This is a genomic window from Sphingosinicella soli (assembly GCF_014199685.1).
Lineage (GTDB): Bacteria > Pseudomonadota > Alphaproteobacteria > Sphingomonadales > Sphingomonadaceae > Sphingosinicella > Sphingosinicella soli.
This window is the reverse complement of record NZ_JACHNZ010000004.1, coordinates 1-19,818: the sequence shown is the minus strand read 5'-3', so window position 1 is coordinate 19,818 and position 19,818 is coordinate 1. Positions and strand designations below refer to the sequence as shown.

General features: G+C 66.0%; 21 protein-coding genes and 2 tRNA genes. 8 read left to right on the top strand and 15 right to left on the bottom strand.

The window, feature by feature from the left end; genetic code table 11:
• Window positions 1–108: 108 nt before the first annotated feature.
• A complete protein-coding gene (locus GGQ98_RS02670; RefSeq protein ID WP_184064709.1) occupies window positions 109–972 on the bottom strand; it encodes an N-formylglutamate amidohydrolase in 864 nt (287 codons plus the stop codon).
• 174 nt (window positions 973–1,146) lie between these two features.
• On the opposite strand from GGQ98_RS02670, the gene cpdR reads away from it, so the two are divergent.
• Together cpdR and GGQ98_RS02660 are read left to right on the top strand one after the other, a co-directional pair.
• On the top strand, window positions 1,147–1,536 hold the full coding sequence (cpdR, locus tag GGQ98_RS02665; protein WP_184064706.1) for a cell cycle two-component system response regulator CpdR: 390 nt from the start codon (window positions 1,147–1,149) through the stop codon (window positions 1,534–1,536).
• Between the two features lie 45 nt (window positions 1,537–1,581).
• Window positions 1,582–1,656 (top strand) — tRNA-Val (locus GGQ98_RS02660).
• A 10-nt stretch (window positions 1,657–1,666) separates the two neighbouring features.
• On the opposite strand, the gene GGQ98_RS02655 is transcribed toward GGQ98_RS02660, so the two are convergent.
• The 5 genes from GGQ98_RS02655 to GGQ98_RS02635 form a co-directional block, all read right to left on the bottom strand.
• Window positions 1,667–3,109 (bottom strand): alkaline phosphatase, encoded by a 1,443-nt coding sequence (locus GGQ98_RS02655; RefSeq protein ID WP_184064703.1) that lies wholly within the window; start codon window positions 3,107–3,109, stop codon window positions 1,667–1,669.
• 73 nt (window positions 3,110–3,182) lie between these two features.
• The gene (locus tag GGQ98_RS02650) at window positions 3,183–5,585 is read right to left on the bottom strand and encodes a TonB-dependent receptor (protein ID WP_184064700.1); all 2,403 of its coding nucleotides are present in this window, start codon (window positions 5,583–5,585) and stop codon (window positions 3,183–3,185) included.
• Window positions 5,586–5,664: 79 nt separating this feature from the next.
• Window positions 5,665–5,982 (bottom strand): polyhydroxyalkanoic acid system family protein, encoded by a 318-nt coding sequence (locus GGQ98_RS02645; protein WP_184064697.1) that lies wholly within the window; start codon window positions 5,980–5,982, stop codon window positions 5,665–5,667.
• Between the two features lie 40 nt (window positions 5,983–6,022).
• Window positions 6,023–6,649, bottom strand: a complete 627-nt coding sequence (locus tag GGQ98_RS02640) for a class I SAM-dependent methyltransferase (RefSeq protein ID WP_207791217.1) — start codon at window positions 6,647–6,649, stop codon at window positions 6,023–6,025.
• Complete coding sequence (locus GGQ98_RS02635; protein WP_184064695.1) at window positions 6,649–7,560, bottom strand: hypothetical protein; 912 nt, start codon at window positions 7,558–7,560, stop codon at window positions 6,649–6,651. The genes GGQ98_RS02640 and GGQ98_RS02635 overlap by 1 nt, the downstream gene beginning before the upstream one ends.
• Before the next feature lie 187 nt (window positions 7,561–7,747).
• Between GGQ98_RS02635 and GGQ98_RS02630 the strand changes: the two genes are divergently transcribed.
• Window positions 7,748–8,353 (top strand): hypothetical protein, encoded by a 606-nt coding sequence (locus GGQ98_RS02630; protein ID WP_184064692.1) that lies wholly within the window; start codon window positions 7,748–7,750, stop codon window positions 8,351–8,353.
• Window positions 8,354–8,357: 4 nt separating this feature from the next.
• On the opposite strand, the gene GGQ98_RS02625 is transcribed toward GGQ98_RS02630, so the two are convergent.
• The 4 genes from GGQ98_RS02625 to GGQ98_RS02610 are packed head-to-tail and all read right to left on the bottom strand — an operon-like array spanning window position 8,358 to window position 11,582.
• A complete protein-coding gene (locus GGQ98_RS02625; protein ID WP_341534115.1) occupies window positions 8,358–9,035 on the bottom strand; it encodes a Crp/Fnr family transcriptional regulator in 678 nt (225 codons plus the stop codon).
• A gap of 39 nt (window positions 9,036–9,074) precedes the next feature.
• The gene (locus tag GGQ98_RS02620; RefSeq protein WP_184064689.1) at window positions 9,075–9,947 is read right to left on the bottom strand and encodes a peptidylprolyl isomerase; all 873 of its coding nucleotides are present in this window, start codon (window positions 9,945–9,947) and stop codon (window positions 9,075–9,077) included.
• Between the two features lie 16 nt (window positions 9,948–9,963).
• The gene (locus tag GGQ98_RS02615) at window positions 9,964–10,917 is read right to left on the bottom strand and encodes a DUF979 domain-containing protein (RefSeq protein ID WP_184064686.1); all 954 of its coding nucleotides are present in this window, start codon (window positions 10,915–10,917) and stop codon (window positions 9,964–9,966) included.
• Window positions 10,914–11,582 carry a 5-oxoproline transporter, DUF969 family subunit gene (locus GGQ98_RS02610; RefSeq protein WP_184064983.1) on the bottom strand — a complete coding sequence of 223 codons (669 nt, stop codon included), beginning with the start codon at window positions 11,580–11,582 and terminating at the stop codon, window positions 10,914–10,916. The genes GGQ98_RS02615 and GGQ98_RS02610 overlap by 4 nt, the downstream gene beginning before the upstream one ends.
• A gap of 85 nt (window positions 11,583–11,667) precedes the next feature.
• Between GGQ98_RS02610 and GGQ98_RS02605 the strand changes: the two genes are divergently transcribed.
• Both GGQ98_RS02605 and GGQ98_RS02600 read left to right on the top strand, forming a co-directional pair.
• The gene (locus GGQ98_RS02605; RefSeq protein ID WP_184064683.1) at window positions 11,668–12,972 is read left to right on the top strand and encodes an FAD-dependent oxidoreductase; all 1,305 of its coding nucleotides are present in this window, start codon (window positions 11,668–11,670) and stop codon (window positions 12,970–12,972) included.
• A gap of 85 nt (window positions 12,973–13,057) precedes the next feature.
• Window positions 13,058–13,134: transfer RNA gene (locus GGQ98_RS02600), tRNA-Pro, on the top strand.
• 11 nt (window positions 13,135–13,145) lie between these two features.
• On the opposite strand, the gene GGQ98_RS02595 is transcribed toward GGQ98_RS02600, so the two are convergent.
• Window positions 13,146–13,754, bottom strand: a complete 609-nt coding sequence (locus GGQ98_RS02595) for a glutathione S-transferase N-terminal domain-containing protein (RefSeq protein ID WP_184064680.1) — start codon at window positions 13,752–13,754, stop codon at window positions 13,146–13,148.
• 63 nt (window positions 13,755–13,817) lie between these two features.
• On the opposite strand from GGQ98_RS02595, the gene hisN reads away from it, so the two are divergent.
• Window positions 13,818–14,588: a histidinol-phosphatase gene (gene hisN / locus GGQ98_RS02590; protein ID WP_184064677.1), complete on the top strand. Its 771-nt coding sequence runs from the start codon at window positions 13,818–13,820 to the stop codon at window positions 14,586–14,588.
• A 5-nt stretch (window positions 14,589–14,593) separates the two neighbouring features.
• Here the strand turns inward: hisN and GGQ98_RS02585 are convergent, their stop codons facing one another.
• Window positions 14,594–16,636 (bottom strand): AsmA family protein, encoded by a 2,043-nt coding sequence (locus tag GGQ98_RS02585; RefSeq protein ID WP_184064674.1) that lies wholly within the window; start codon window positions 16,634–16,636, stop codon window positions 14,594–14,596.
• Between the two features lie 20 nt (window positions 16,637–16,656).
• On the opposite strand from GGQ98_RS02585, the gene GGQ98_RS18610 reads away from it, so the two are divergent.
• Entirely contained in the window at window positions 16,657–17,214 is a 558-nt protein-coding gene (locus GGQ98_RS18610; RefSeq protein WP_279380208.1) for a methylated-DNA--[protein]-cysteine S-methyltransferase, read from the top strand.
• 6 nt (window positions 17,215–17,220) lie between these two features.
• Here the strand turns inward: GGQ98_RS18610 and GGQ98_RS02575 are convergent, their stop codons facing one another.
• Both GGQ98_RS02575 and GGQ98_RS02570 read right to left on the bottom strand, forming a co-directional pair.
• Complete coding sequence (locus GGQ98_RS02575) at window positions 17,221–17,799, bottom strand: LysE family translocator (RefSeq protein WP_341534114.1); 579 nt, start codon at window positions 17,797–17,799, stop codon at window positions 17,221–17,223.
• Window positions 17,771–18,817, bottom strand: coding sequence for an alpha/beta hydrolase (locus GGQ98_RS02570; protein WP_184064671.1), 1,047 nt, complete (start codon window positions 18,815–18,817; stop codon window positions 17,771–17,773). The genes GGQ98_RS02575 and GGQ98_RS02570 overlap by 29 nt, the downstream gene beginning before the upstream one ends.
• 179 nt (window positions 18,818–18,996) lie before the next feature.
• On the opposite strand from GGQ98_RS02570, the gene GGQ98_RS02565 reads away from it, so the two are divergent.
• Complete coding sequence (locus GGQ98_RS02565; RefSeq protein ID WP_184064668.1) at window positions 18,997–19,542, top strand: TetR/AcrR family transcriptional regulator; 546 nt, start codon at window positions 18,997–18,999, stop codon at window positions 19,540–19,542.
• On the opposite strand, the gene GGQ98_RS02560 is transcribed toward GGQ98_RS02565, so the two are convergent.
• A partial coding sequence (locus tag GGQ98_RS02560; RefSeq protein WP_243451649.1) for an IS3 family transposase occupies window positions 19,539–19,818 on the bottom strand: 280 nt, incomplete at its 5' end. The genes GGQ98_RS02565 and GGQ98_RS02560 overlap by 4 nt on opposite strands.

Sequence of the window (19,818 nt, the reverse complement as noted above, 5' to 3'; positions counted from 1 at the left end):
CCTTTTGCGCGGCACGCCCACGTTGCATCGTCCTTTGGATGATGCCACGTCCTCCCTGAACCCTGGTCACTTCGACATCGTCGAAGTGACCTTTTTTCTTTCAGGGGCTTATTCGGCCGCGATTGCCTGCGGTCTTCCGAACATTTGCGGAAGCTGGACGAGCAATCCGCTCACCAGGCTCTTCAGCGTTTCCGCGACGAAGCTGAATCCGGCGTGTCGTTCCAGCGTCTCGGGGTTCATGTAAAGCGTGCGGTCGATTTCGATCTGGATCGCGAATCGGTTCCGCACGGGCGCGCCGTGGAACCGGGTCGTGTACCCGCCCGCGTAGGGCGTGTTGCGCGCGACGCGCAGGCCCGCGCGCCGGAAATGCGCTTCCACCCATCGCACGACCGATTCGGGCGCGGAGGTGCCGCCCGCGTCCCCGATCACGATCTGCGGCCGCTGGCGCGCGGGCAGCGACAGCGGCGGCATCGAATGGCCGTCGATCAGCAGCGCATAGCCGTGGCACGCCGCAGCCTCCTCCACGAGCGCCGCAAGCCGCTGGTGATAGGGCGCGTGCACGGCGGCGATTCGCTGCAGCACCGCCGCGCTGCTGATCCGGTTTCGATAGATGTGAAGGCCCGGCCCGGTCAGCCTGGGCACCACGCCGAGGCCGGAGCGCACGCGCTCGGTGGTTTTCACCGGGCCGATCGCCGCCGGGTCGCTCAGCATGGAAAGGTCGATTTCCTGCGGGTCGCGGTTCAGATCGATATAGGCGCGCGCCCAGCGCGCCGTAATCATCGGCGCGCCCGTTTCGGCCGCCGGGGTCAGCAGTTCATCGACATACGCATCTTCCGCGCGCCGCAGCCCGCCGATATCCAGCGCGGAGGCGGAAACGAACCCGGGCGGATACGCGCGGCCGCTGTGCGGAGAGGCGAGCACGAGCGGCGCGGGCGCGCCGCGCGCACCCGAAACGAAGTGGCCGGGCGTCACGGATGAAGCCGAAGGCTCGGCGTTCAACGGCATCGATCTGGAATGTGCGGCATCGCGGGCATTCTATCCCCTGCGAAACGAAAGCAAAAGAGGCGCGCGCGAACCGGTTTCGGGCTGGCAAGTCCACGAGAGGAAATGTTAAGTCCTCGCGCTTAGAAAGCGGCGGACACGATCATGACGACACAACCCGAAGGCCGCATCACAGGCCGCATCCTGCTCGCGGAAGATGACGACTCGATGCGTCTTTTCCTGGAACGCGCGATTTCCCGCGCGGGCTACGAAGTGGTTGCGGTCGATCGCGGCACGGCGGCGCTGCCGCACATCGCGACGGGCGGCTTCGGCCTTCTGCTCACCGACATCGTCATGCCGGAAATGGACGGCATCGAACTCGCCCAGCGCGCCGCGCAGCTTGCGCCGTCGATGCGCGTCATGTTCATCACCGGGTTTGCCGCCGTCGCGCTCAGCCGAGGCTCGGGCGCGCCGAGCGATGCCAAGGTGCTCTCGAAACCGTTCCACCTGCGCGATCTCGTCGCCGAAATCGACCGTATCTTCGAACGCGAATAACCGGCTTGCGCAGTGCCCGGCGCTCGCCTAGAAGGCACGCCGCGTGGGCGCGTAGCTCAGTGGTAGAGCACTGTGTTGACATCGCAGGGGTCGCAAGTTCAATCCTTGCCGCGCCCACCATCAACTCCCCTTACTTCTCCTGCGTCTTCATCAGGAACGCGCCGAGTTCGGGCTGCGTCAGATAGCGTCCGTAGCCGAATTTCCGGCCCTTTTCGTCCGTATGGGCATCGATCTGGTCGGCTTCGGCCATGAGCCGTTCCGCGCCCTTGCCGCGCGCGAAGAAGGGCACGAGCTGGTTGGAGTGCGAATCCCACGCCCAGGAATAGCCCGGCAGCTTGCCTGCGCCGTTGTTGGTCACGCGCTGGAACGGTTCGTCGAGATCGGGGCCGTACAGCAGATGATCGTGGTCGGCGGTGACGACGAGCAGCGTGTCGTCCCAGCTCGCGGCGCTTTCCGGGCTCTCGATCCACGCGACCACCGCGCGCACGGCGTCGTCGAACGCCATGTATTCCTCGATCATGCGCGGGAAGTCGTTGGCGTGCATCGCCCAGTCGACTGCGCCGCCCTCGATCGTCATGAAGAAGCCGTCGCGGTCGGTGCCCACGTGCTTCAGCGCCGCGATCGCCATCTCGTCGAGCGTCACCATGCCGGGCGTCAGCGGCACCGCGCCGGGATCCGCCGTGCCGCGCGCGATGTTTGACGGATAGGCGCGCCCCGCCTGCAATGTCGGGTTCACCGCCGCGATCATCGCCAGCGGTTTTGCAGACGTCGCCTTGCCCTCGGCAAGCGCGCGGATGTCGCCGGCCGTCTCGACAAGGTTCCAGCGCGAATTCGCGCCTTTCAGTTCCGTCCACAGCTCGGGCGGTATCCACTTGAAGCGGATTTCCGCGTGCTCGTCGGTGATCGGCTTGCCGTCCTGGTCATAGTCCGGGTTGCCGCCGCCGCCGATCACGTCCAGCGTTCCGCCGAACATCTCGCGGGCGAGACCGTGATAGTCGTCCCGGTCGGGATTGTGCGCGCCGCCGCCCGCTGCGGGGGTCGCGTGGTTGAACGGCACGCTCGAAATGGCGCCGGTCATCTTGCCTGCCGCCTTCGCGGCCTCGGCGACCGACAGCACGGGCTTTTCCGCGCCGTCCACGTCGATCGCGCCGTCGAAGGTGCGCACGCCCGTCATCATCGCCGACATGGTGTTGGCGCTGTCGGGGGCGGAGCGGCGGTGCCACTCATATCCGGCGAACAGCGCCGGATAGGTGCTCCCGGCCTTCTTCGCCATGCCCTTCACGGGCCGCGTGTCCCATGCCTTTGCGGGGTCATAGACGGCGTCGGGGTCCTGCGCGTAGGGGTCGCCGCCTTCGGGCACCTTGCGTTCCGGCCGCAGGCCGTAGGTCGCCATCGATGCGCGCAGCCATGGGCCGGTGTCCATGGCGAGCGGCCGCCCGGTCCAGAAGCGCGTGGCGGCGAGCGTGTTGTGGCCCGCGCCGTCGGCGATCATCACGATCACGTTCTTGGGCATGTCCGCGGCGATTGCGGGTGTGGCGGCGGCAAGCAGCAGTGCGGTGACGAAAGCGCGCATGGGATCCCCTCAAGATGTCGCGGGCACCCTTGTCCCGAATATGTGACATGGGGAAGTCAAGGTGCGCGATTCGTCAGAACTGGCGGCGCGCGCGAAGCATCCAGACGCGCGGCGTGTTCAGCCACGAGACGTTGCCGAGCGACGCATCGACCGTCGTTTCGTTCAGGCAGTTCTCGCACTCAAGGCTCACCCGCCAGAAATTGTCGTCGGTGCGCAGCGCGATCCCGGCGTTCACCAGAAGCTGCGATTTGGACCGCGATCCGGCGATGAAGTCGCCGTCGTAGGGATTGGCGGGATAGACGGTGCCCGCTGAACTGGTCACGCTGCCCGTGTACAAGGAATAATTCGCCGAATCTGTTTCCATGGACGATCGGTACGTCACGTTCACGGATGGCGTCACGATTGAACCTGACGCCGGCGGTAGCCAGATGTCCCACGATGCGCCCGCCGAAAATGTCCATCTGGGCGTCCGCATGGGCTTCGCAATGTCGCCTGTCGTCGTCACGAAGCCGTAGCCACACCATGGATTAGGCGGATCGGTATCCCAACCGGCAACGGAACCAAACGCAAGAGCCAGTCGGCAGGCGTCCTGCTGTGAACGCATATCATCGTTTGTTTTGTATTTTGCATCCTGCCAACCCGCGCCTGCCTGCACAGTTACGCCGGTGAAGGGGGTGGCTCTGACTTCAAGTTCCATACCTTTGTTCTTGAAGCCGGGAGCGTTGAAGGTTTCGAACAACATGAAACCGCCGGGCCAGGAATCAGCGGAGGGAACCTGGGCGCTGTTGCCGTCCACGTAAAAGGCGGTCAGATCGACGGCGACCCGCCGCTCGAACCATGTGGATTTCAGCCCGGCCTCGTAACTCCAGATCGTTTCCGCCGTATAAGGGCGGATTGTCGCGGCGGCCGTACTGCGATCATTCCATCCCGCCGAGCGATAGCCGCGCGCGGCCGACGCGAACAGCGTGGCGTTTTCGGCAACCTTGAACGCGGCGGCGAAGCGCGGCGACCAGAAGCTGTCGCTGATCTTCGCCGGAACGCCCGCAGTCACGAGCGCATCTTCCAGGCAGCCGCCCGGAAGCGCGGCGCATCCCGCGCGGTTGTCGGCAAGGCCGAAACGCAAATCCTCGTCGCTGTAGCGAAGCCCTGCGGTCAGCGTCAGCGCCTCGGTCGCGTTCACATCGATCTGCGCGTAGGCGGATTTGGATTTCGTCTCGGTCGTCACGCGCCGGTCGGCGACGAGGCTCGCGATGCCGGTGCCCGGCGTGAAGATGTCGGCAAGGTCGCTGTCGCCGTCTTCCTCGGCGTAGGACACGCCCGCGACATAATTCACGAAGCCGCCCGCCAGCGCGCCGCTCAGGCGCAGCTCCTGCGAGAACTGCTTGAAATGCGTATCGCCCAGGATCGTGTAGCCGCCGTACACATCGCCGCGCGCTGCGGGCACGGGGTCTGCGATCGTCGGCGCGTCGCGGCCGTCGCGAAGGTCGATGCCGTACTGCCGCTTGGTATCGACATAGCCGGTGATCGCTTCAAGGGTAACGGCCTCGCTCGGTGCCCACGCGATGCGCGAGGTCGCAAGATAGGTCTTCGCCGCATTGCCGAACCCGAAGCTCGCCTTGCGCCCGCTCACGCCGAGCGGTCCGAAGTGGTTCGGGCCGACCGTTTCGGCATAGCCGGTGGAGGCAAAGCGGCCCTTGCAGTCGGCAGGCGCGGCGGGGTCGCATTCGAAATCGGGCGCGTAGAGCGACGTGCTCTCCATCCGCGCGATCGATCCCGTCCACGTCAGCGTGTCGGAGAGTTTCGCGTGCGCGGCGGCGCGCAGGCCCCAGCCGTCGTCCTCGTTCAGCCGGTCGCCGGTCGTCGCGTTCCGCACATAGCCGTTCGAATCCCGCCAATACCCCGAAAGGCCGAGCGAGAAACGCTCGCCCACCGGCACATCGAGCGCGGCGCGGAACTGGTATGTGCCGAAGCGGCCGTAGGCGCCGTCGAGATAGCCGCTCGTCCGGTCGCCGGGTATGCGGTTCACGATGTGGAGCACGCCGCCGCTCGTGTCGCGGCCGTAAAGCGCGCTCTGCGGACCGCGCAGCACCTCGATGCGGTCGATGTCGAAGAAGCCGTAATTCGTGGCCGCGCCGCGTCCCACGTAAATGCCGTCGATGATCGTGCCGACGCCGCTGCGGCCACGGATCACATAGTCGTTATCGCTGCCGAAGCCGGGCACATGCGCCGCCACCGTGTTCGGGATGCCGCGCACGGCATCCAGCGGATCATCGATCCCGCGCGCCTCGATCTCGCCCGAAAGCAGCGCCGAAACGGCAAGCGGCACCGCTTCGACGGGCTGCGGCCGAAGCTGCGCCGTCACCGCGATCGCGGGCAGCGCGGCCTTCGCCGCCTCGTCCTGTGCCATTGCGGGCGCGGCCGCCACAACGATTGCGGCGATGGCGCAGCTTCCATGCAACAGCGAACGTCCTGACATACGCGACCTTTCCCGGAAACAAGAGCTTGCCTCTTGCCTTCCCGCGCCGCGCTTCGCAAGCCGTGTGCGATGGTCGGCTTCAGCGTTTGCTTTTGTCTTCCAGCAGTTCGGTCGTGCGCTTGCGGAAGAAACCGGCGATCTTCTCGCCGAACATGCCCAGAAGGCCGGGCAGCGCCAGCGCGACGTGCACATGGTCGTCGCCGACATCGAGATGCGCCGTCGTCACCTGCCCCATCGCCGTGACCTCGACCACCAGCCGGTCTTCCTGCCAGGTCTTGTCGATGCGCGACGCGAAGGGCATCGCGCGGTCAAGGTCGTCCAGTCCGCCGTCCATGCGGCGGCGTGCTTCCGCCCTGCCGAGGCGGTGCGGAATGTCGAAGCGGATCGGCTGTGCCATAAGGGGAAGTCTAGCGCGCTGTCTTGATCGTGCAAGACACTCAGGTCTGACACCGGATCCGGTACACCGTCGCGGGCGGCAGGTTTCGCCATACGCGCCCGGCCGGTTCCGCGACGAGGCCCAGCGCGGCGAGCGTGCCGCGCCCCAGCGGCGCGCGCGGCCCATAGGTGAACTGGTAGAGCGCGCCGTCCTGCGCAAGCCGCGCGAAGATCGCTTCCAGGATGCGCCGCCGCAGCGCCGACGGGAAATTGAGAAGCGGCAGGCCGCTGACGGCGTCGGCATACTGCCGTTGCGCGAGCCCGCCGCCTGCGCCGAGCACATCTTCCGCGCGGCCCTCCACGATCTCGACGCCCGGAAACCGCGTTCGCAGCAGCGATGCGAACACGGGGTCGGCCTCCACTGCGGTCAGCGCTTCGGGCTTCACGCCGCGCGCGAGCAGCGCGGCGGTGAAGACCCCGGTTCCCGCGCCGACCTCCAGCACCGCGCCGCGCGCCGGATCGATGCCCGCAACGATGCGCCTTGCAAGGGCAGGCCCGCTGGGCGTGACCGCGCCCATCATGCGCGCGTTGTGCAGGCGGCCGAGGAAGCGCAGCGCGTCTTCCGACTCGGTCTGGAAACGGCGCCGCGACCGGCGTATGCGCTCGGCGACCGAAGGTCCGGCGTCCATCAGCCTGCGCCGTCCCCGACTTCGATCAGTTCGATCAGTTCCCCCGCCGCGCCGCGTGTGCAGGCGGTTCGGCGCCCCGCATAAAGCGGCCCGTCCAGGGTTTCGGGCGGTGCGATCAGCGGCGCGCGGACGGCATCGAGCGAACGGACCGCGAAACTCACAAGCGCGTTGCCGGGCGGCAGATAGCCGAGCAGCTGCTTGCGCTGCGTGGTTCCGGGCGGGAACTGGTCGATCTCGCACACCGGCATGGATCCCACGCTGATGACCGTCGCTTCGCTTTCGGTGTCCGGGTGCAGTCCGAATGCGGTGTTGATGATGGGGTAGGGCAGGCGGAATGTGCCGCCCTCGGAAAAGCCGAGCGCATCGATATGAAAGCGCACGGCGGCGGCGCGGTCGGCGGCGGCGAGCATGGCGACCATGATCCGGTCGACTTCCGCCACAGCGCGCGGAAATTCCAGATCGCGCAGCGTTTCGGTCACGGCGTTGAAGAACAGCACCTCGCCTGCGCGTCCGGTGGCCTCGATCGGTGTCCAGCCCGCACCGTCGGGCGTGCGTTCGGGGGGCGTCAGGATGCGGATGCTGCTTCCGCGCAGGCGGTCGTGGAGCGAAGGCACGTCGCGGATCGTAAGCTCGTAGCCGACCCAGCCGAATGTCCGCATCGGCAGGTAGGCGAGCACGGCGGGCTGTTCCACGATGCGGATGAAGGCGGTGTCGCCGCCGCCCGGCGGCGCCAGCAAGGCGGTGCGCGCGCCCAGTGTCTTCAGCGCCCCCCAGCCGTTCGCCAGCTCGATCGGCACCTTGCCGGTCTCCACGCAGTCATAGCCGAGCAGCCCCGTCCAGTCCGACAATGATCCCTGGAAATCGGGCACGGAAATCGTGCCGCATTTGATGCGGCCATGCGTATCGAACATGACACCCCGACATGCCGGAATGCACCGGCTTTTTTCTGTTTTTGACCCCTGCACGGTCCCGTGCAAGCATTGTTTTTACATTCCTTCGGGCTGATTCGCGCGCGGCATGAACACTTGGGCCCAATATGGATTTTTCGGGATGCGATGCTCCGGCCTTGCGCTGTGGTTCCGGCTGGCCCTCCTGTTGATGGTTGCAGCGACCCCCGCGCTCGCCGGCGTCGAGGGTGTCTACCGCCTCGAAGGTGTCCGCGAGGCCGCCTCGGGGCTCGAACTCACTGCCGACGGCCGCTTCCGCTACGGCCTCACCTACGGCGCGCTCGACGAGGCGGGCGAGGGCCGCTGGGTGCGAAACGGCAACCGCATCCTGCTCACCACCGAGCCGGAATGGAAGCCGCCCGAATTCGTCCCCGTCTCCGCCGCGCGCAATCCCGAAATGCCGCTCCGCGTCCAGGTGACGGCGCCGGACGGCACGCCGATGGGCTGGCCGGTGGATGTCGTCCTCATGCTGGCGGACGGCACCGAGATGGATGGCTACACCCAGTCCTACGGCTATATCCCGAACCTGCCCGAAGGCACGCAGGTCACGGCGCTGCGCCTCGGCCTCGGCGTCTTCGATTTCGTCTCGGCCCCGTTCCCGGTCGATCTCGCCCGCGCCAACGATCTCAGCTTCCGCCTCGTCCCCAACAGCCTCGGCCAGCCGCCGTTCAAGGATCAACCGCTCGTCATCGAAGGCGATGATCTGGTGATGCTGCGCGGCGACGGGCGCCTCACCTATCGCAAAGAGTCCGAATAGGCGCCTATTCGCTGTCCATGATCGCCTGCAGCGCAGTCGGTTTCAGAATGCGCAGGCCGCGGCGTCCCTCGGTGGCGATCGCGCCCGCGTCCTTCAGCTTGCCGAGTTCGCGGCTCACCGTCTCGATGGTAAGCCCCGCAACGTCCGCCATCTCGGTGCGTGTGAGCGGCAGCTGGATCAGCTGTCCGATGCCGAAATCGGTGCCGCAACCCGTCTGTGCCATGCGCCGCGCGATGTCGATCAGCAGCCCCGCGAGCCGCGCGCCCGCGCTCTTGCGGCCCACGAACAGCAACCAGCGCCGGCTGCGTTCAAGCTCGCTCAGCGTGCGCCTCAGAAGCTGCCGCTCCAGCGCAGCGTTCTGCGCAAGCATGCGCTCGAACGGTGCGCGCGGGAAGATGCATACCTCGGCCCTGGTCAGCGCGGTGATGTCGTGGTCGACGGTGTCGGCATAAGGGCGCCCGATGAAATCGGCGGGGTAAAGGAGACCCACGGTTTGCGCGCCGCCCGAAGCGGTGAGCGAGCTCAGCTTCAGCACGCCGTCCAGCACGTTTGCGCACAGGATATTATCGTCGCCCTCGAACTGGAGCGACTCCCCGGCGGCAAGCGTGCGTCTGCGGCCGATGCGCGCCATCTCGGCGAGCGCGGTCTTGTCGAGCGCGCCGCAGAGCGATCGGTCGCGCACAACGCAATCCTCGCAAACGCTCATGATGATCGTCCCAGGTTAAGGCCGCGACGGCATCCGCTGCGGCACGCGCACGTTGCAGATGTCGATGAAGCCCGAATCGCTGTCGAACCAGCCGTCGCGCGTGCGGTGCGCGCGCGCGTCCACAAAGGCGCGGAACGAAGCGCTGTCGGTCCGCATGATCTCGACAGACAGGCGTTCGCCTTCGGGAACGTCGCTGCCCAGCCGGATGCGCGTAATCGGCACGCGCTCTGCGGCGGTTTCGTAGAAGCCGAGCGCGCCCGTGCCGCGCTTCAGGCTGGAAAGATGCTCGCTGCCGGAAATCACGCGCCCGGTGATGGTGACGTTGCGGTCCAGGTGCCGGGGCGCGTGGCCGATCACGACATAGAGTTCTGCCCCGTTGCCGCTGTCCGCCGCCTCGGCGCGCCCGACGCCGAGTGCGGCGTAGCAGTGCGTCGCCCACACCGCGCCGTTCTTCCGGGTCGCCGCGAAGCCGTTCACGAATCCGGGCTCGCCGAACCCGTCCGGGCCGGGGATAGGCGTGAAGGCGATGCCCGCTGCGGGCACGCCGAACTCGGGCGAGAGCGTCGCGGGGATGCCCTGCCTGCGCTGCGCGGCGGGGTTCTCCGCGTCAGGGTCGCCCCACTGCACGACATAATTGTCCTGAACGCGATTGATGCTCAGCCCGTCGAAATAGCGCTCGCGCACCAGCGTGCGGATGTTGCCCACGGTTCTGGGCGCCAGTTCGGGTGCGAGTTCGAACACGACCGTATTCCCGCCCACCTCCATGTAGAGCGTGTTTTCAGGCGCGAGCGCCCGCCACTCTTCGGGCCGGGAGGCGTCGATCACCGCCTGCGAGCCGAGCGGCGCGAACCCTGCGAGCAGGCAGGCGAGGGGAAGCAGTGCTTTCATGTGTCGTCCTTCCGCGTCATCGGAACGCGAAGATATAGATGATGACGAGGTTCACGGCGAGCAGCGGCAGCGCGGTGGCGATCTGCGCGCGGATCACGCCGTTCCGGTTCTTCAGTTCAAGCAGCGCGGCGGGCACGATGTTGAAGTTCGCCGCCATCGGCGTCATCAGCGTGCCGCAGAACCCCGCGAGCATCCCGACCGCGCCGATCACCGCCGCATCGCCGCCCATGCCCACGATCAGCACCGGCACGCCGATCGCCGCCGCCATCACCGGGAAGGCGGCGAAGGCGTTTCCCATCACCATCGTGAACCCCGCCATGCCCAGTGCGAACACGGCGACGGCGGCGAAGCGGTTGCCCTCGGGGATGATCGCGCCGGCGATCTCTCCCACCACGTCGCCCACGCCCGCAAGCGCGAAGACCGCGCCGAGCGAGGCGAGCATCTGCGGCAGCACCGCCGCCCAGCCCACCGAATCGATCAGCCGCCGCCCTTCCTCGATCGGCGCGAGCGGCGGCGGCCGCAGCCAGAGCATCGAGACGGCAAGCGCGAGCACGACGCCGATGCCGAGCGACAGCAGCGTCACCTGCCGGGGATCGAACAGCGGCGCGCCGCCCACGCTGATCGCCTTGAACGCAAGCGTGCCGACAAGCGCAGTCACCGGGATGATGAGCGCAGGCAAAAACAGCCGGTTGCCGAGTCTTGCCGAAAGCGCAGTCCGCTCTTCCGGGCTCGTCGTCTTCGGCGTGCCGCTGCCGAGCGCGCCTGCGCCCGCGAGCCCCACGAGGCACAGCACCAGCACGCCGTTGCCCAGATCGCCGAGCCGGTCGCCCGCAAGGAAGCTCAGCGACAGCAGGCCCCAGAATGCGGCATTGCCCAGCCGCCTGGCGTTGCTGCGGTCGCGCAGGCTTCCCAATGCGAAGGCGGCGAACACCAGCCCGGCAAACGTGTAGAGTGCGGGAAGCCCGATCATCGCGCGCCCAGTCGCCGGTCGAGCAGCATCAGCCGCGCGCCGTGGATCAGCAGCGCCGCGATCGCGGTGGGGATCGCCCACACCGAAAGTTCGATCGGCGCCAGCGTGATGCCGTAGGTTTCGAACGTGCTCTTGATGAGAAGGATCGAGGCGATTGCGATGAAGATGTCCTCGCCGAAAAACAGCCCGACATTGTCGGTCGCCGCCGCCATCGCCTTCACCTCTTCGCGCGTCTCTTCGTCGGCCGTGCGCCCTGTCTGCATCTGCGCTTCGGCCGCCGCCTCCGCCATCGGCGCGACGAGCGGCCGCACGGTCTGCGCATGTCCGGCGATCGAGGTGAGGCCGAGCGCGGCGGCGATCTGGCGCGCGATCAGATACACGATCAGCAGGCGGCCCACGGTCGCGCCTCGCAGGTCGGCGATCAGCGTCCGCGCGCGCTGCTGCAATCCATAGCGCTCCAGAAGGCCGATCACGGGCAGCACGATCCACACCACGCTCACATAGCGGTTGTCGTTGAACGCCTTGCCGAACGCGGAAACCACCGCGACCGGATCGAGTCCGGCGGCGATGCCCGTGGCGAGCGCTGCGATCGTCACGACGAGCAGCGGATTGAGCCGGACCATGAAGCCCAGCACGATGATGACGATTCCCGACAGGACGAGCACGACGCGAGACCCCCGACTCAAAGCGTCTTTACATCGCGCCTGCCGGGTTTAGCATCGGAAAAAAACAGCTTGCGGGAAGACCTTAATGACGCTTCAGATCGCGATCGTCGGTTCGGGTCCGGCCGGTTATTATACTGCAGAGGCCGCGCAGAAGCTGAACGGCGGCGATGTGCGCATCGATATCATCGATCGGTTGCCGACGCCCTTCGGGCTGATCCGTGCGGGCGTCGCGCCCGATCACCAGTCGATCAAGGCGGTTTCGCGCCGCTACGAAAAGACAGCGCTTTCCGACAATGTCCGCTTCGCCGGAAACGTCCCGGTGGGGGATGGCGGCATCGCGATCGAAGACCTGCTCGGGCTCTATGATGCCGTGGTGCTCGCCACCGGCGCGCCCACCGATCGTCCGCTCGGCGTGCCGGGCGAAAACCTCCCCGGCGTTCTCGGCTCCGCCGCGTTCGTCGGCTGGTACAACGGTCATCCGGATTTCGCCGATCTCGCGCCGCCGCTGGAAAGCGAGGCGGTCGTCGTCGTCGGCAACGGCAATGTCGCGATCGATTGCGCGCGCATCCTCGCGAAGCTGCCCGAAGAGTTCGAAGGCGCGGACATCGTGCAGCACGCCGTCGATGCGCTTGCCGTGTCGCAGGTGAAGTGCATCCGCATCGTCGGCCGCCGCGGCCCGCATCAGGTCAGCTTCACGCCCAAGGAAGTTGGCGAGATGGGCGAGCTTGTGCGCGCGACGCCCATCGTCGATCCCGCTGCGTTTCCGCCCGTGGAAGACGACGAGGCGCTGGAGCCGGGTCTCCGCAAGGTCGTTACCGCGCTGCGCGGTTTCGCCGCCGCCGGTCCTGACCTTGAAAAACCCGTCCGCGTCCACTTCGATTTCTTCCTGCGCCCCGTCGCGGTGCTGGGCGAGGGCCGGGTCGAGGCGCTGCGCCTCGAACGCACCCGCCTCGTCGACGGCCGCGCCGAGGGGACGGGCGAAATGCTCGATATCCCCTGCGGCATGGTGGTCAGCTGCATCGGCTACCGCACGCTGCCGATCGCGGGCGTCCCCTACGACGAGCGCGGCGGGCGTTTCGTGAACGACGAAGGCCGCATCTCGCCCGGCCTCTACTGCGTCGGCTGGGCGCGGCGCGGCGCGACGGGCACGATCGGCACGAACCGGCCCGACGGCTTCGCCATTTCGGAATTGATCGCGTCACAGGTCACATCTTCGGGCAAGGCCGGGCGCGCCGGTCTGGATGCGCTCGCGGCCGAAAAGGGCATCGACATCGTCACGTTCCGGGATTGGCAGAAGATCGACGCCGCCGAGGTCGCGCGCGCGCGCGGCGGCGCCCCCCGCGAGAAATTCGTGCTGGTCGACGATATGATGTCGGCAGCGCGAAGCTGAGGCTTGCGGGGGTCAAACCTCGCCGCTATAAGCCGCCGTCCGCTGTCCCGAGGGCTCTTGCCCACAGCGGTCATCGCCTGCGCGTCGGGGAGTAGCTCAGCCTGGTAGAGCACTGTCTTCGGGAGGCAGGGGCCGGAGGTTCGAATCCTCTCTCCCCGACCACGCGCAGTCCCTCAGGTTGCCGGGAACTGTGTTTCCACCATTGAAGACCGCGAGGCCCATTCGTCGTGGAGCTTCGTCAGCGCCGGCCGGGTACGCTTCCAGTCGAGCACCGGATGGCGATAGTCGATGTATTCGAGCGCGATCACCGACAGCATTTCGGCGTAGCGGCGATAGGCGGGCGCGGCATCCAGCATCGCGGGAAGCGCATCGAGCGCGCGCTCGATCTTTCCGCGCCACCGTCCCTGCCAGAAGATCGAGCGTTCGCCCGGCTGGCGCTGCGTCTCCATGCGCCAGGCGACGGCGGCGTCCAGAATGGCGTCGATGTGCGCGGCAAGCGTCATGGCTGCCCAGCGTTTGGGATCGCCGGGGGCGGGGTAGAGATCGCCGGGGTCTTTCAGGCTCGCCAGATAGGCCAGGATCACGCGGCTGTCGTGCACCGACGTCCCGTCATCGGTGATGAGCGCGGGGATCTTCGAGACCGGGTTCACCGAGACGAGATCGTCGGGGTCGTCGAGCGGATTGACCGGCACCTCGTCGACGGCATCCTCAAGATCGAGTTCGCGGGCGAACACACGCACCTTGCGCGCATAGGGGGAGGTGTAGGACATGTAGAGCTTCATGCATGATTCCCTGAACAATTTTGCGCACGCTAGCGGCGCGGTGCAGGCAAGGAAAGGCGAACCATGAGCCGCGCCGACGACCTTGCCTTCGCGCACCGCCTTGCCGATGCCGCGGGTGAAGCGATCCGCCCGTGGTTCCGCGCCCGCGTCGAGGTCGAAACGAAGGGCGACGCCTCGCCCGTCACCGTCGCGGACCGCGCGGCGGAAACCGCGATGCGCACGCTCATCGCGGCGGAGCGGCCCGGCGACGGCATCATCGGCGAGGAGTTCGGCGTCTCCAATCCGGGCGCCGCGCGCGTCTGGGTGCTCGATCCGATCGACGGCACGCGCAGCTTCATCGCGGGGCGGCCGATTTTCGGCACGCTGATCGCGCTGCTGGAGGAAAACCGCCCCGTGCTCGGCATCATCGATCAGCCGATCGGCCGCGATCGCTGGGCGGGCGCGGAGGGCCGGGCGACCACGCTGAACGGCGCGGCCATAACCACGCGCCGCTGCCCGGCGCTGTCGATGGCGTTTATCGCGTCGTCCGGCCCGCAATATTTCGATGCGCCGCAGCGCGCGCGTTTCGAGGCGCTTTCCGAGGCCTCCGGCCAGCTCGTCTACGGCGGAGACTGCTACAACTACGGCCTCGTCGCCGCCGGCCACATCGACCTCGTCGTGGAGGCGAACCTCAAGCTGCACGATTTCGCCGCGCTCGCGCCCATCGTCATCGGCGCGGGCGGCTCGATGACGGACTGGCAGGGCCGCCCCCTCACCGGCGAGAGCGACGGCAGCGTCATCGCCCTGGGGGATACTTCGCTGCTCCCCGAGGTTTCCCGGCGCCTCCGCGACTAATTCGTCTACTTGTCCTCGGCCGCCTTGTCCGCCGCGCGCACCGCCGCACCGCTCGCTCCGGCAAGCACCGGAGCGCAGTTCGTATCCTCCTCGTCGCCGAGGTCGATGAACGCGACAAGCACCGCAAGCGGTGAGATCAGCGCGCCGAGAGCGGCGCCCGCCGCCACGCGCCCGATCAGCTTGCCCGAGATGGGGTTGATCGTCGGCGCCGCGAACCAGCCGCCCACGCCCACCGGCGACTGGCCCGAAAACAGGCTGGGGTTCTTCGCGTCCGCTTCCAGCGCGAGGTCGAGGCTTTCGTCCTTGAAGCTGATGCTGCCGCCGCCCCGGATCACGTTCCGGCGCGTATCGATGAAGATGGGGTCCGCGCGGCCGATGCCGTCCTTCACCGTGAAGGCGAGCAGGCCGCAGCGGATGCGCGCGGGTTCCTTCAGCTTGTCGCCGAGCGCCGCTTCCACGAAGTCGCCGATGTCGAGCTCCAGAAGCTCCGCGTTGCGCAGCCACAGATTGCCCTGCGGCAGGATCACCGCGATACGCCCGTTCGCCGATCCCAGCGATTCGCGAATGTCGTCGCCGTATCCCGTAAGGTTCAGGCGGCCTTTCAGCACGCCGTTCGTTCCGCTGCTTTCCACACCGAAACCGCGGAGCATCTCGGCGATGCGAACGGGGCTGAGGTTCACGTCATAGCGCGTCACCACGGGCGACTGGCGTGCGTTTACGTTGATGTTCCCGGTCAGCGTGCCGCCGGCAAAATCGAATTTCACGGGCGTCAGCGCCAGCTGCCGGTTGTCGAGCGCCAGTTTCAGCTCCAGATTCTGCAAGGGGATCGTGCCCGTGCGCACGGCGGTCGCGCGGTAGCCGATGCGCGCATCGAAGCGATTGAGTCCTTCGGCGTTCAGCGGTGCATTGGGCAGCACGCGCGGGCGCCCGCCTTCCGTGGTGATTGCGCCCTTGCCGCCCATGCGCTCCAGTCGCTCGGGCGAAATGCCGATCCACGGTCCGGCGTCGAGGATATCGAGCGCGCGGCTGGCAAGGTCCGCCGCGATGAACAGCCGCTCGCCGCCGGTGCGCACCGTCATGCTGCCGGAAAGGTCGCTTTGCCCGAAAGTTCCGGCGATCTTCGTCATACGCCATTCGTTGCCCACGGGCCGCAGTTCGCCGCCCAGATCAAAGCGCCGCGTTTCGGGGATGGCGACGCCCAGCAGGAGGAAGGGCGTCGCAAGATTGCCGCCCCGCGCGCGAACATTCAGCATCGCGCCGTCGAGTTCGGTCACGCCGGGCAGGGTTCCGGCCGCGTCGATCTGGCTGTCGCCGACCTCGATCCGGAAGGCGAGATCGTTGCGCCCGCCCGCCGCCGTGGCATTCGGGCTTTCCATACGGCCGGTTACGTCGAAGGCCTTACCCATCGAGGTGCCGCCGCCCCGGAAGCCGATCGCCTCACCGAACCGGCTCGATCGTGCGGCGATCGGTGCGAAGGCGAGGTCGGCGATCAGCCGCCGCGGCGGGTCGCGATAGGCAAGCGTCGTGCCGGTGATCGTGGCGCGCCGGATTTCGGGAAGCCGGAACGGCTCGCCGGGCGTGTCGCCGAACGTCCAGCTGTTGCGTGCGCCCGCCTTGTCCCACTCCATCGCAAACTGTGTGTCTTCAAGCGTCGCCTGCCGGAACAATGTTTTCCCGAAGATCAGCCGAAGTATGTCGATGTTCAGATCGATGCGTTTTGCATCGACGAAGCGGTCGTTCTCGGCCCATTCGGGATTGGTGATGACGAGCCGCTGCGCGCGGAACGTGATGTGCGGGTTCGAATACAACTGAAAGTCGCCGCCCACGCTCACGTCGCGGCCTGTCAGGCTCGAGGCGACGCGCTCAAACGGGCGCTCCAGAAAGCGGCCCTTTGTGATGAACAGGATCAGCCACAGCAGAAACAAAGTGCCGATCATCCACAGCACGGCCTTCAGCGCGAGTTTTACAGGGCCAGGAGAGCGATCCCATGCGTCGCGGCCGGATTGACCATGTTTCCGGCGCCACTCACGGATGGACGGCATCTGCATGGGGAGTCTAACGTGCGGCGATGATGCAGCGTTCCACCAGACAAACTCTAGCCGCCGCGCGAATCGATACGCCGACCGGCGAAATGCTGTGCGTCTGGGGTGTGGACGGACGCGTGAGAGCGCTCGAATGGGTGGATAAAGAGGATCGCTTCCAGGCGCTCCTCGCCCGCTATCAAGGGCCCGATACCATACTCGAACTGAACGAAACGCCGCCCGCAGGCGTAAGCCGCGCGCTTGCTGCTTACTTCGGGGGTGATTTCGCGGCGACGGCGGCGATCGAGGTCGATCCCGGCGGCACGCCGTTTCAGAAGGAAGCGTGGGCGGCACTGCGGCGTATCCCGCCCGGCGAAACCCGCACCTACGCGCAGCAGGCCGCCGCCATCGGCCGTCCGGCCGCCGTGCGCGCCGTCGGCGCTGCGAACGGCGCGAATCCCGTGTCGATCATCGTGCCCTGCCACCGCGTGATCGGCGCGGACGGTTCGCTCACCGGCTTCGGCGGTGGTATCGAACGCAAACGCTGGTTGCTCGCCCACGAAGGCGCGGTGCTGGCAGCGGTGCAACCGGGGCTTTTCGGCTGAAGCAACTCAACTGGAACGCGAAAACGCCAGTTTCAGCCCGAACGCGATGAAGACGCCGCCTGTCAGCCGGTCCATCGGCTTCAATACGAGCGGGCGTGCGAGGAACCGGCCGAGCGGCACGGTTGCGGCGATCAGCAGCGCGAACCACACCGAGCCGAGCAAGACGTGCACGCCTGTAAGGATGAAGGAAAACCCGGCGGGATCGACGCCGGTTGGAATGAACTGCGGCAGGAAGGTGATGTAGAACACGCCGATCTTAGGGTTCAGCAGATTGGTGACGAGCCCCTGCGTGAAAGCCTCGCGCGCACTACCGCCTGTCGCGGCGGCGCCCACGGCGAGCGCGCTGCGTGGTTTCAGGATCAGGCCGACGCCCAGATAAAGAAGATACGCCGCGCCCGCCCATTTCACGATGGTGAAGGCCATTTCCGATGCCGCGAGCAGCGCGCCGAGCCCGAGCGACACCGCGCCGCCCCAAATCAGGCAGCCGAGCCCGATGCCGATCGCCGCGAACGTCGCGCTGCGCGGGCCGCTCGCGGCGCGGCGCAGCACCATCGCGTTATCGACGCCGGGCGTCAGCGTCAGCACCGTCGCGGCGGCGGCGAAGCGCTCGATGACTATCCCCGTGCACTGTGGGCGCAGACTTCCAGCTCCCAAACACCGCCCTTAATCCTCTTGAGAAGGCGGCCCCCGGAATGGATTCGTGATTCTCATCAGGTAGCATCAAGGTGGTGAGGTCCAATCCGGGATAGTGCCGCTGGGTAATTATTTCCAGAAATTCTGGTATCAACTCCACACCTTTCGCCCAACCGTGCTGGTCTGATTGTACAAGCGCGTCGGCCAAGGTTTTCTTGAGTTCTCCATCAGCGACGTTCATCGCCCGCTCGACCGTCTTTCGATGGTTCGTGGCGGTCTCGAGCCCGCCAAAGGTGACAAACACGCGTGCCGACAAGTCTGCATGTACGGCCGCGTAGGCCGCTTCCCAACGCCATATCTCGTATTCGTTCCACCACCAGGACGGGCTGACAACGACATAGCGATTAAAAAGCTGGGGCCTATGGAACAGGACCCACGAGGAAAACAGCCCTCCTAGCGAGTGGCCCACAATGGTTCGGTCGTCCTGCATGATGGGATAGGTGGCTTGCAGGCGTGGCAGAAGCTCGCACTCCAGAAATGCAAGGAAGGCATTCGCGCCGCCATGACCCACGCCGCTTGCGCGGTTGTTGGTTCCTGTTTGCGCTTCCCGCTCTCCACCCCGGCTCGGCGTCAGGTCAGCCTGACGTCGGATGGCGTCCTTTTCGAAGAAGCTTTCGTCGCCCGCATAGCCAATGCCCACAACGTACGCGGGAGGCAGTTGGCCGAGAGAATTCATGATCTGAACTTGTGCATGAACGAGAGCAAAGTTCAGCTTGGCGTCTAGGACGAGGATCACGGGACAGCGCGCATCCTGCTCCGCATCGCCTGCGAAGAAGGAGGGATTGGGGCCACCGATGAAGATGCGGTATTGCTCGGCATTGGAGAGCGCGGTCATCTCAAAATAGCTGCTGTTCCATAGACCGCTCATGATCGTGCAGTCCGGCGGACCCTCATCCGGTATCGGCAACATTGTATCCTGCTTCCGAAGTGAATGATCATTCAGTCATTATATCGTCTTCACTAAGGATGCAAGGCGAATGAATCTTGATTCATTGACAGCTGACTGCACCATGATATGGCGACCCTGAGTGAGGTGATGGGATGAAGCAGAGGCGCACGGAGGCTCCGGAGGTTCGGAAGTCCCAAATATTGGAAGCCGCGAAAGTGTGCTTCGTCCGATCGGGTTTTGCCCTCACGAAAGTCGCTGACATAGCAGCTGAGGCCGGGGTAAGTGTCGGCTTGGTTTATCGGTTTTTCCCAAGCAAGGAAGCGCTCGTCGAGGCTATCGTTGCTGCCGATGCTCAGCGGCAGCTTTACCGACTTTCTAGCGTGCTCGCGGACCATCCCGCCACGGTCGGGTCAGCCATCAAGCATTTCCTTGGGGACCTGAGGTCGATGTTGCTCGACCGAAACCGTACAGCGCTTATGACTGAAATTGCCGCCGAGACGATGCGGAACGAAAAAGTCCGGCAAGTCTTGATGTCGCAAGACAAGGCGTCAGAGAATCTGGAAGGCAAGCTCAAAATTCTATCGAATGGGCCAGAGGACCCGAGCAACCTTGAACTACGTTTGCGGCTCGTAAGTGCGCTCGCGAGCGGCGCTGCAATCGAGATAGCGATGCGCCCTGAACTACGATCGAGTTCGTTCCTCGATCTACTTGATGAGGCAGCAGAGCATATTTTAAGCGCTGCCTAGGTGTTTAGTCCCTCGTTTTGATGGTGCGGTTCTCTGATAAACCGTTTTGGCTGCTCGGACCATATTTTGCAGACATATTCATATGGGGTGAGGCCTTTGAGTGTTTTGAGGCGCCGGGCAAAATTGTAGGCATTGACGAAGTCAGCCAGGTGCCTGCGTAGCTGATCGTGGTTTTCATAATAGTCAATCGGCGTCCAAAAGGGACCCCCGATCGGCGTGCAAAAGGGACCCCACCGCGGCGTGGCGATCGGTTGATGTTGAGCGCGAGTTTCGCTC

Excerpts from the sequence above, each read along its gene's own strand:
- GGQ98_RS02655 (WP_184064703.1), bottom strand. The coding sequence starts at position 3,109 with ATGCGCGCTTTCGTCACCGCACTGCTGCTTGCCGCCGCCACACCCGCA.
- GGQ98_RS02630 (WP_184064692.1), top strand. The coding sequence starts at position 7,748 with ATGGTTGCAGCGACCCCCGCGCTCGCCGGCGTCGAGGGTGTCTACCGC.
- GGQ98_RS02595 (WP_184064680.1), bottom strand. The coding sequence starts at position 13,754 with ATGAAGCTCTACATGTCCTACACCTCCCCCTATGCGCGCAAGGTGCGT.
- GGQ98_RS02620 (WP_184064689.1), bottom strand. The coding sequence starts at position 9,947 with ATGAAAGCACTGCTTCCCCTCGCCTGCCTGCTCGCAGGGTTCGCGCCG.
- cpdR (WP_184064706.1), top strand. The coding sequence starts at position 1,147 with ATGACGACACAACCCGAAGGCCGCATCACAGGCCGCATCCTGCTCGCG.
- GGQ98_RS02570 (WP_184064671.1), bottom strand. The coding sequence starts at position 18,817 with ATGTTGCCGATACCGGATGAGGGTCCGCCGGACTGCACGATCATGAGC.
- hisN (WP_184064677.1), top strand. The coding sequence starts at position 13,818 with ATGAGCCGCGCCGACGACCTTGCCTTCGCGCACCGCCTTGCCGATGCC.
- GGQ98_RS02640 (WP_207791217.1), bottom strand. The coding sequence starts at position 6,649 with ATGGACGCCGGACCTTCGGTCGCCGAGCGCATACGCCGGTCGCGGCGC.
- GGQ98_RS18610 (WP_279380208.1), top strand. The coding sequence starts at position 16,657 with ATGATGCAGCGTTCCACCAGACAAACTCTAGCCGCCGCGCGAATCGAT.
- GGQ98_RS02615 (WP_184064686.1), bottom strand. The coding sequence starts at position 10,917 with ATGATCGGGCTTCCCGCACTCTACACGTTTGCCGGGCTGGTGTTCGCC.
- GGQ98_RS02635 (WP_184064695.1), bottom strand. The coding sequence starts at position 7,560 with ATGTTCGATACGCATGGCCGCATCAAATGCGGCACGATTTCCGTGCCC.
- GGQ98_RS02605 (WP_184064683.1), top strand. The coding sequence starts at position 11,668 with ATGACGCTTCAGATCGCGATCGTCGGTTCGGGTCCGGCCGGTTATTAT.
- GGQ98_RS02650 (WP_184064700.1), bottom strand. The coding sequence starts at position 5,585 with ATGTCAGGACGTTCGCTGTTGCATGGAAGCTGCGCCATCGCCGCAATC.
- GGQ98_RS02645 (WP_184064697.1), bottom strand. The coding sequence starts at position 5,982 with ATGGCACAGCCGATCCGCTTCGACATTCCGCACCGCCTCGGCAGGGCG.
- GGQ98_RS02585 (WP_184064674.1), bottom strand. The coding sequence starts at position 16,636 with ATGCAGATGCCGTCCATCCGTGAGTGGCGCCGGAAACATGGTCAATCC.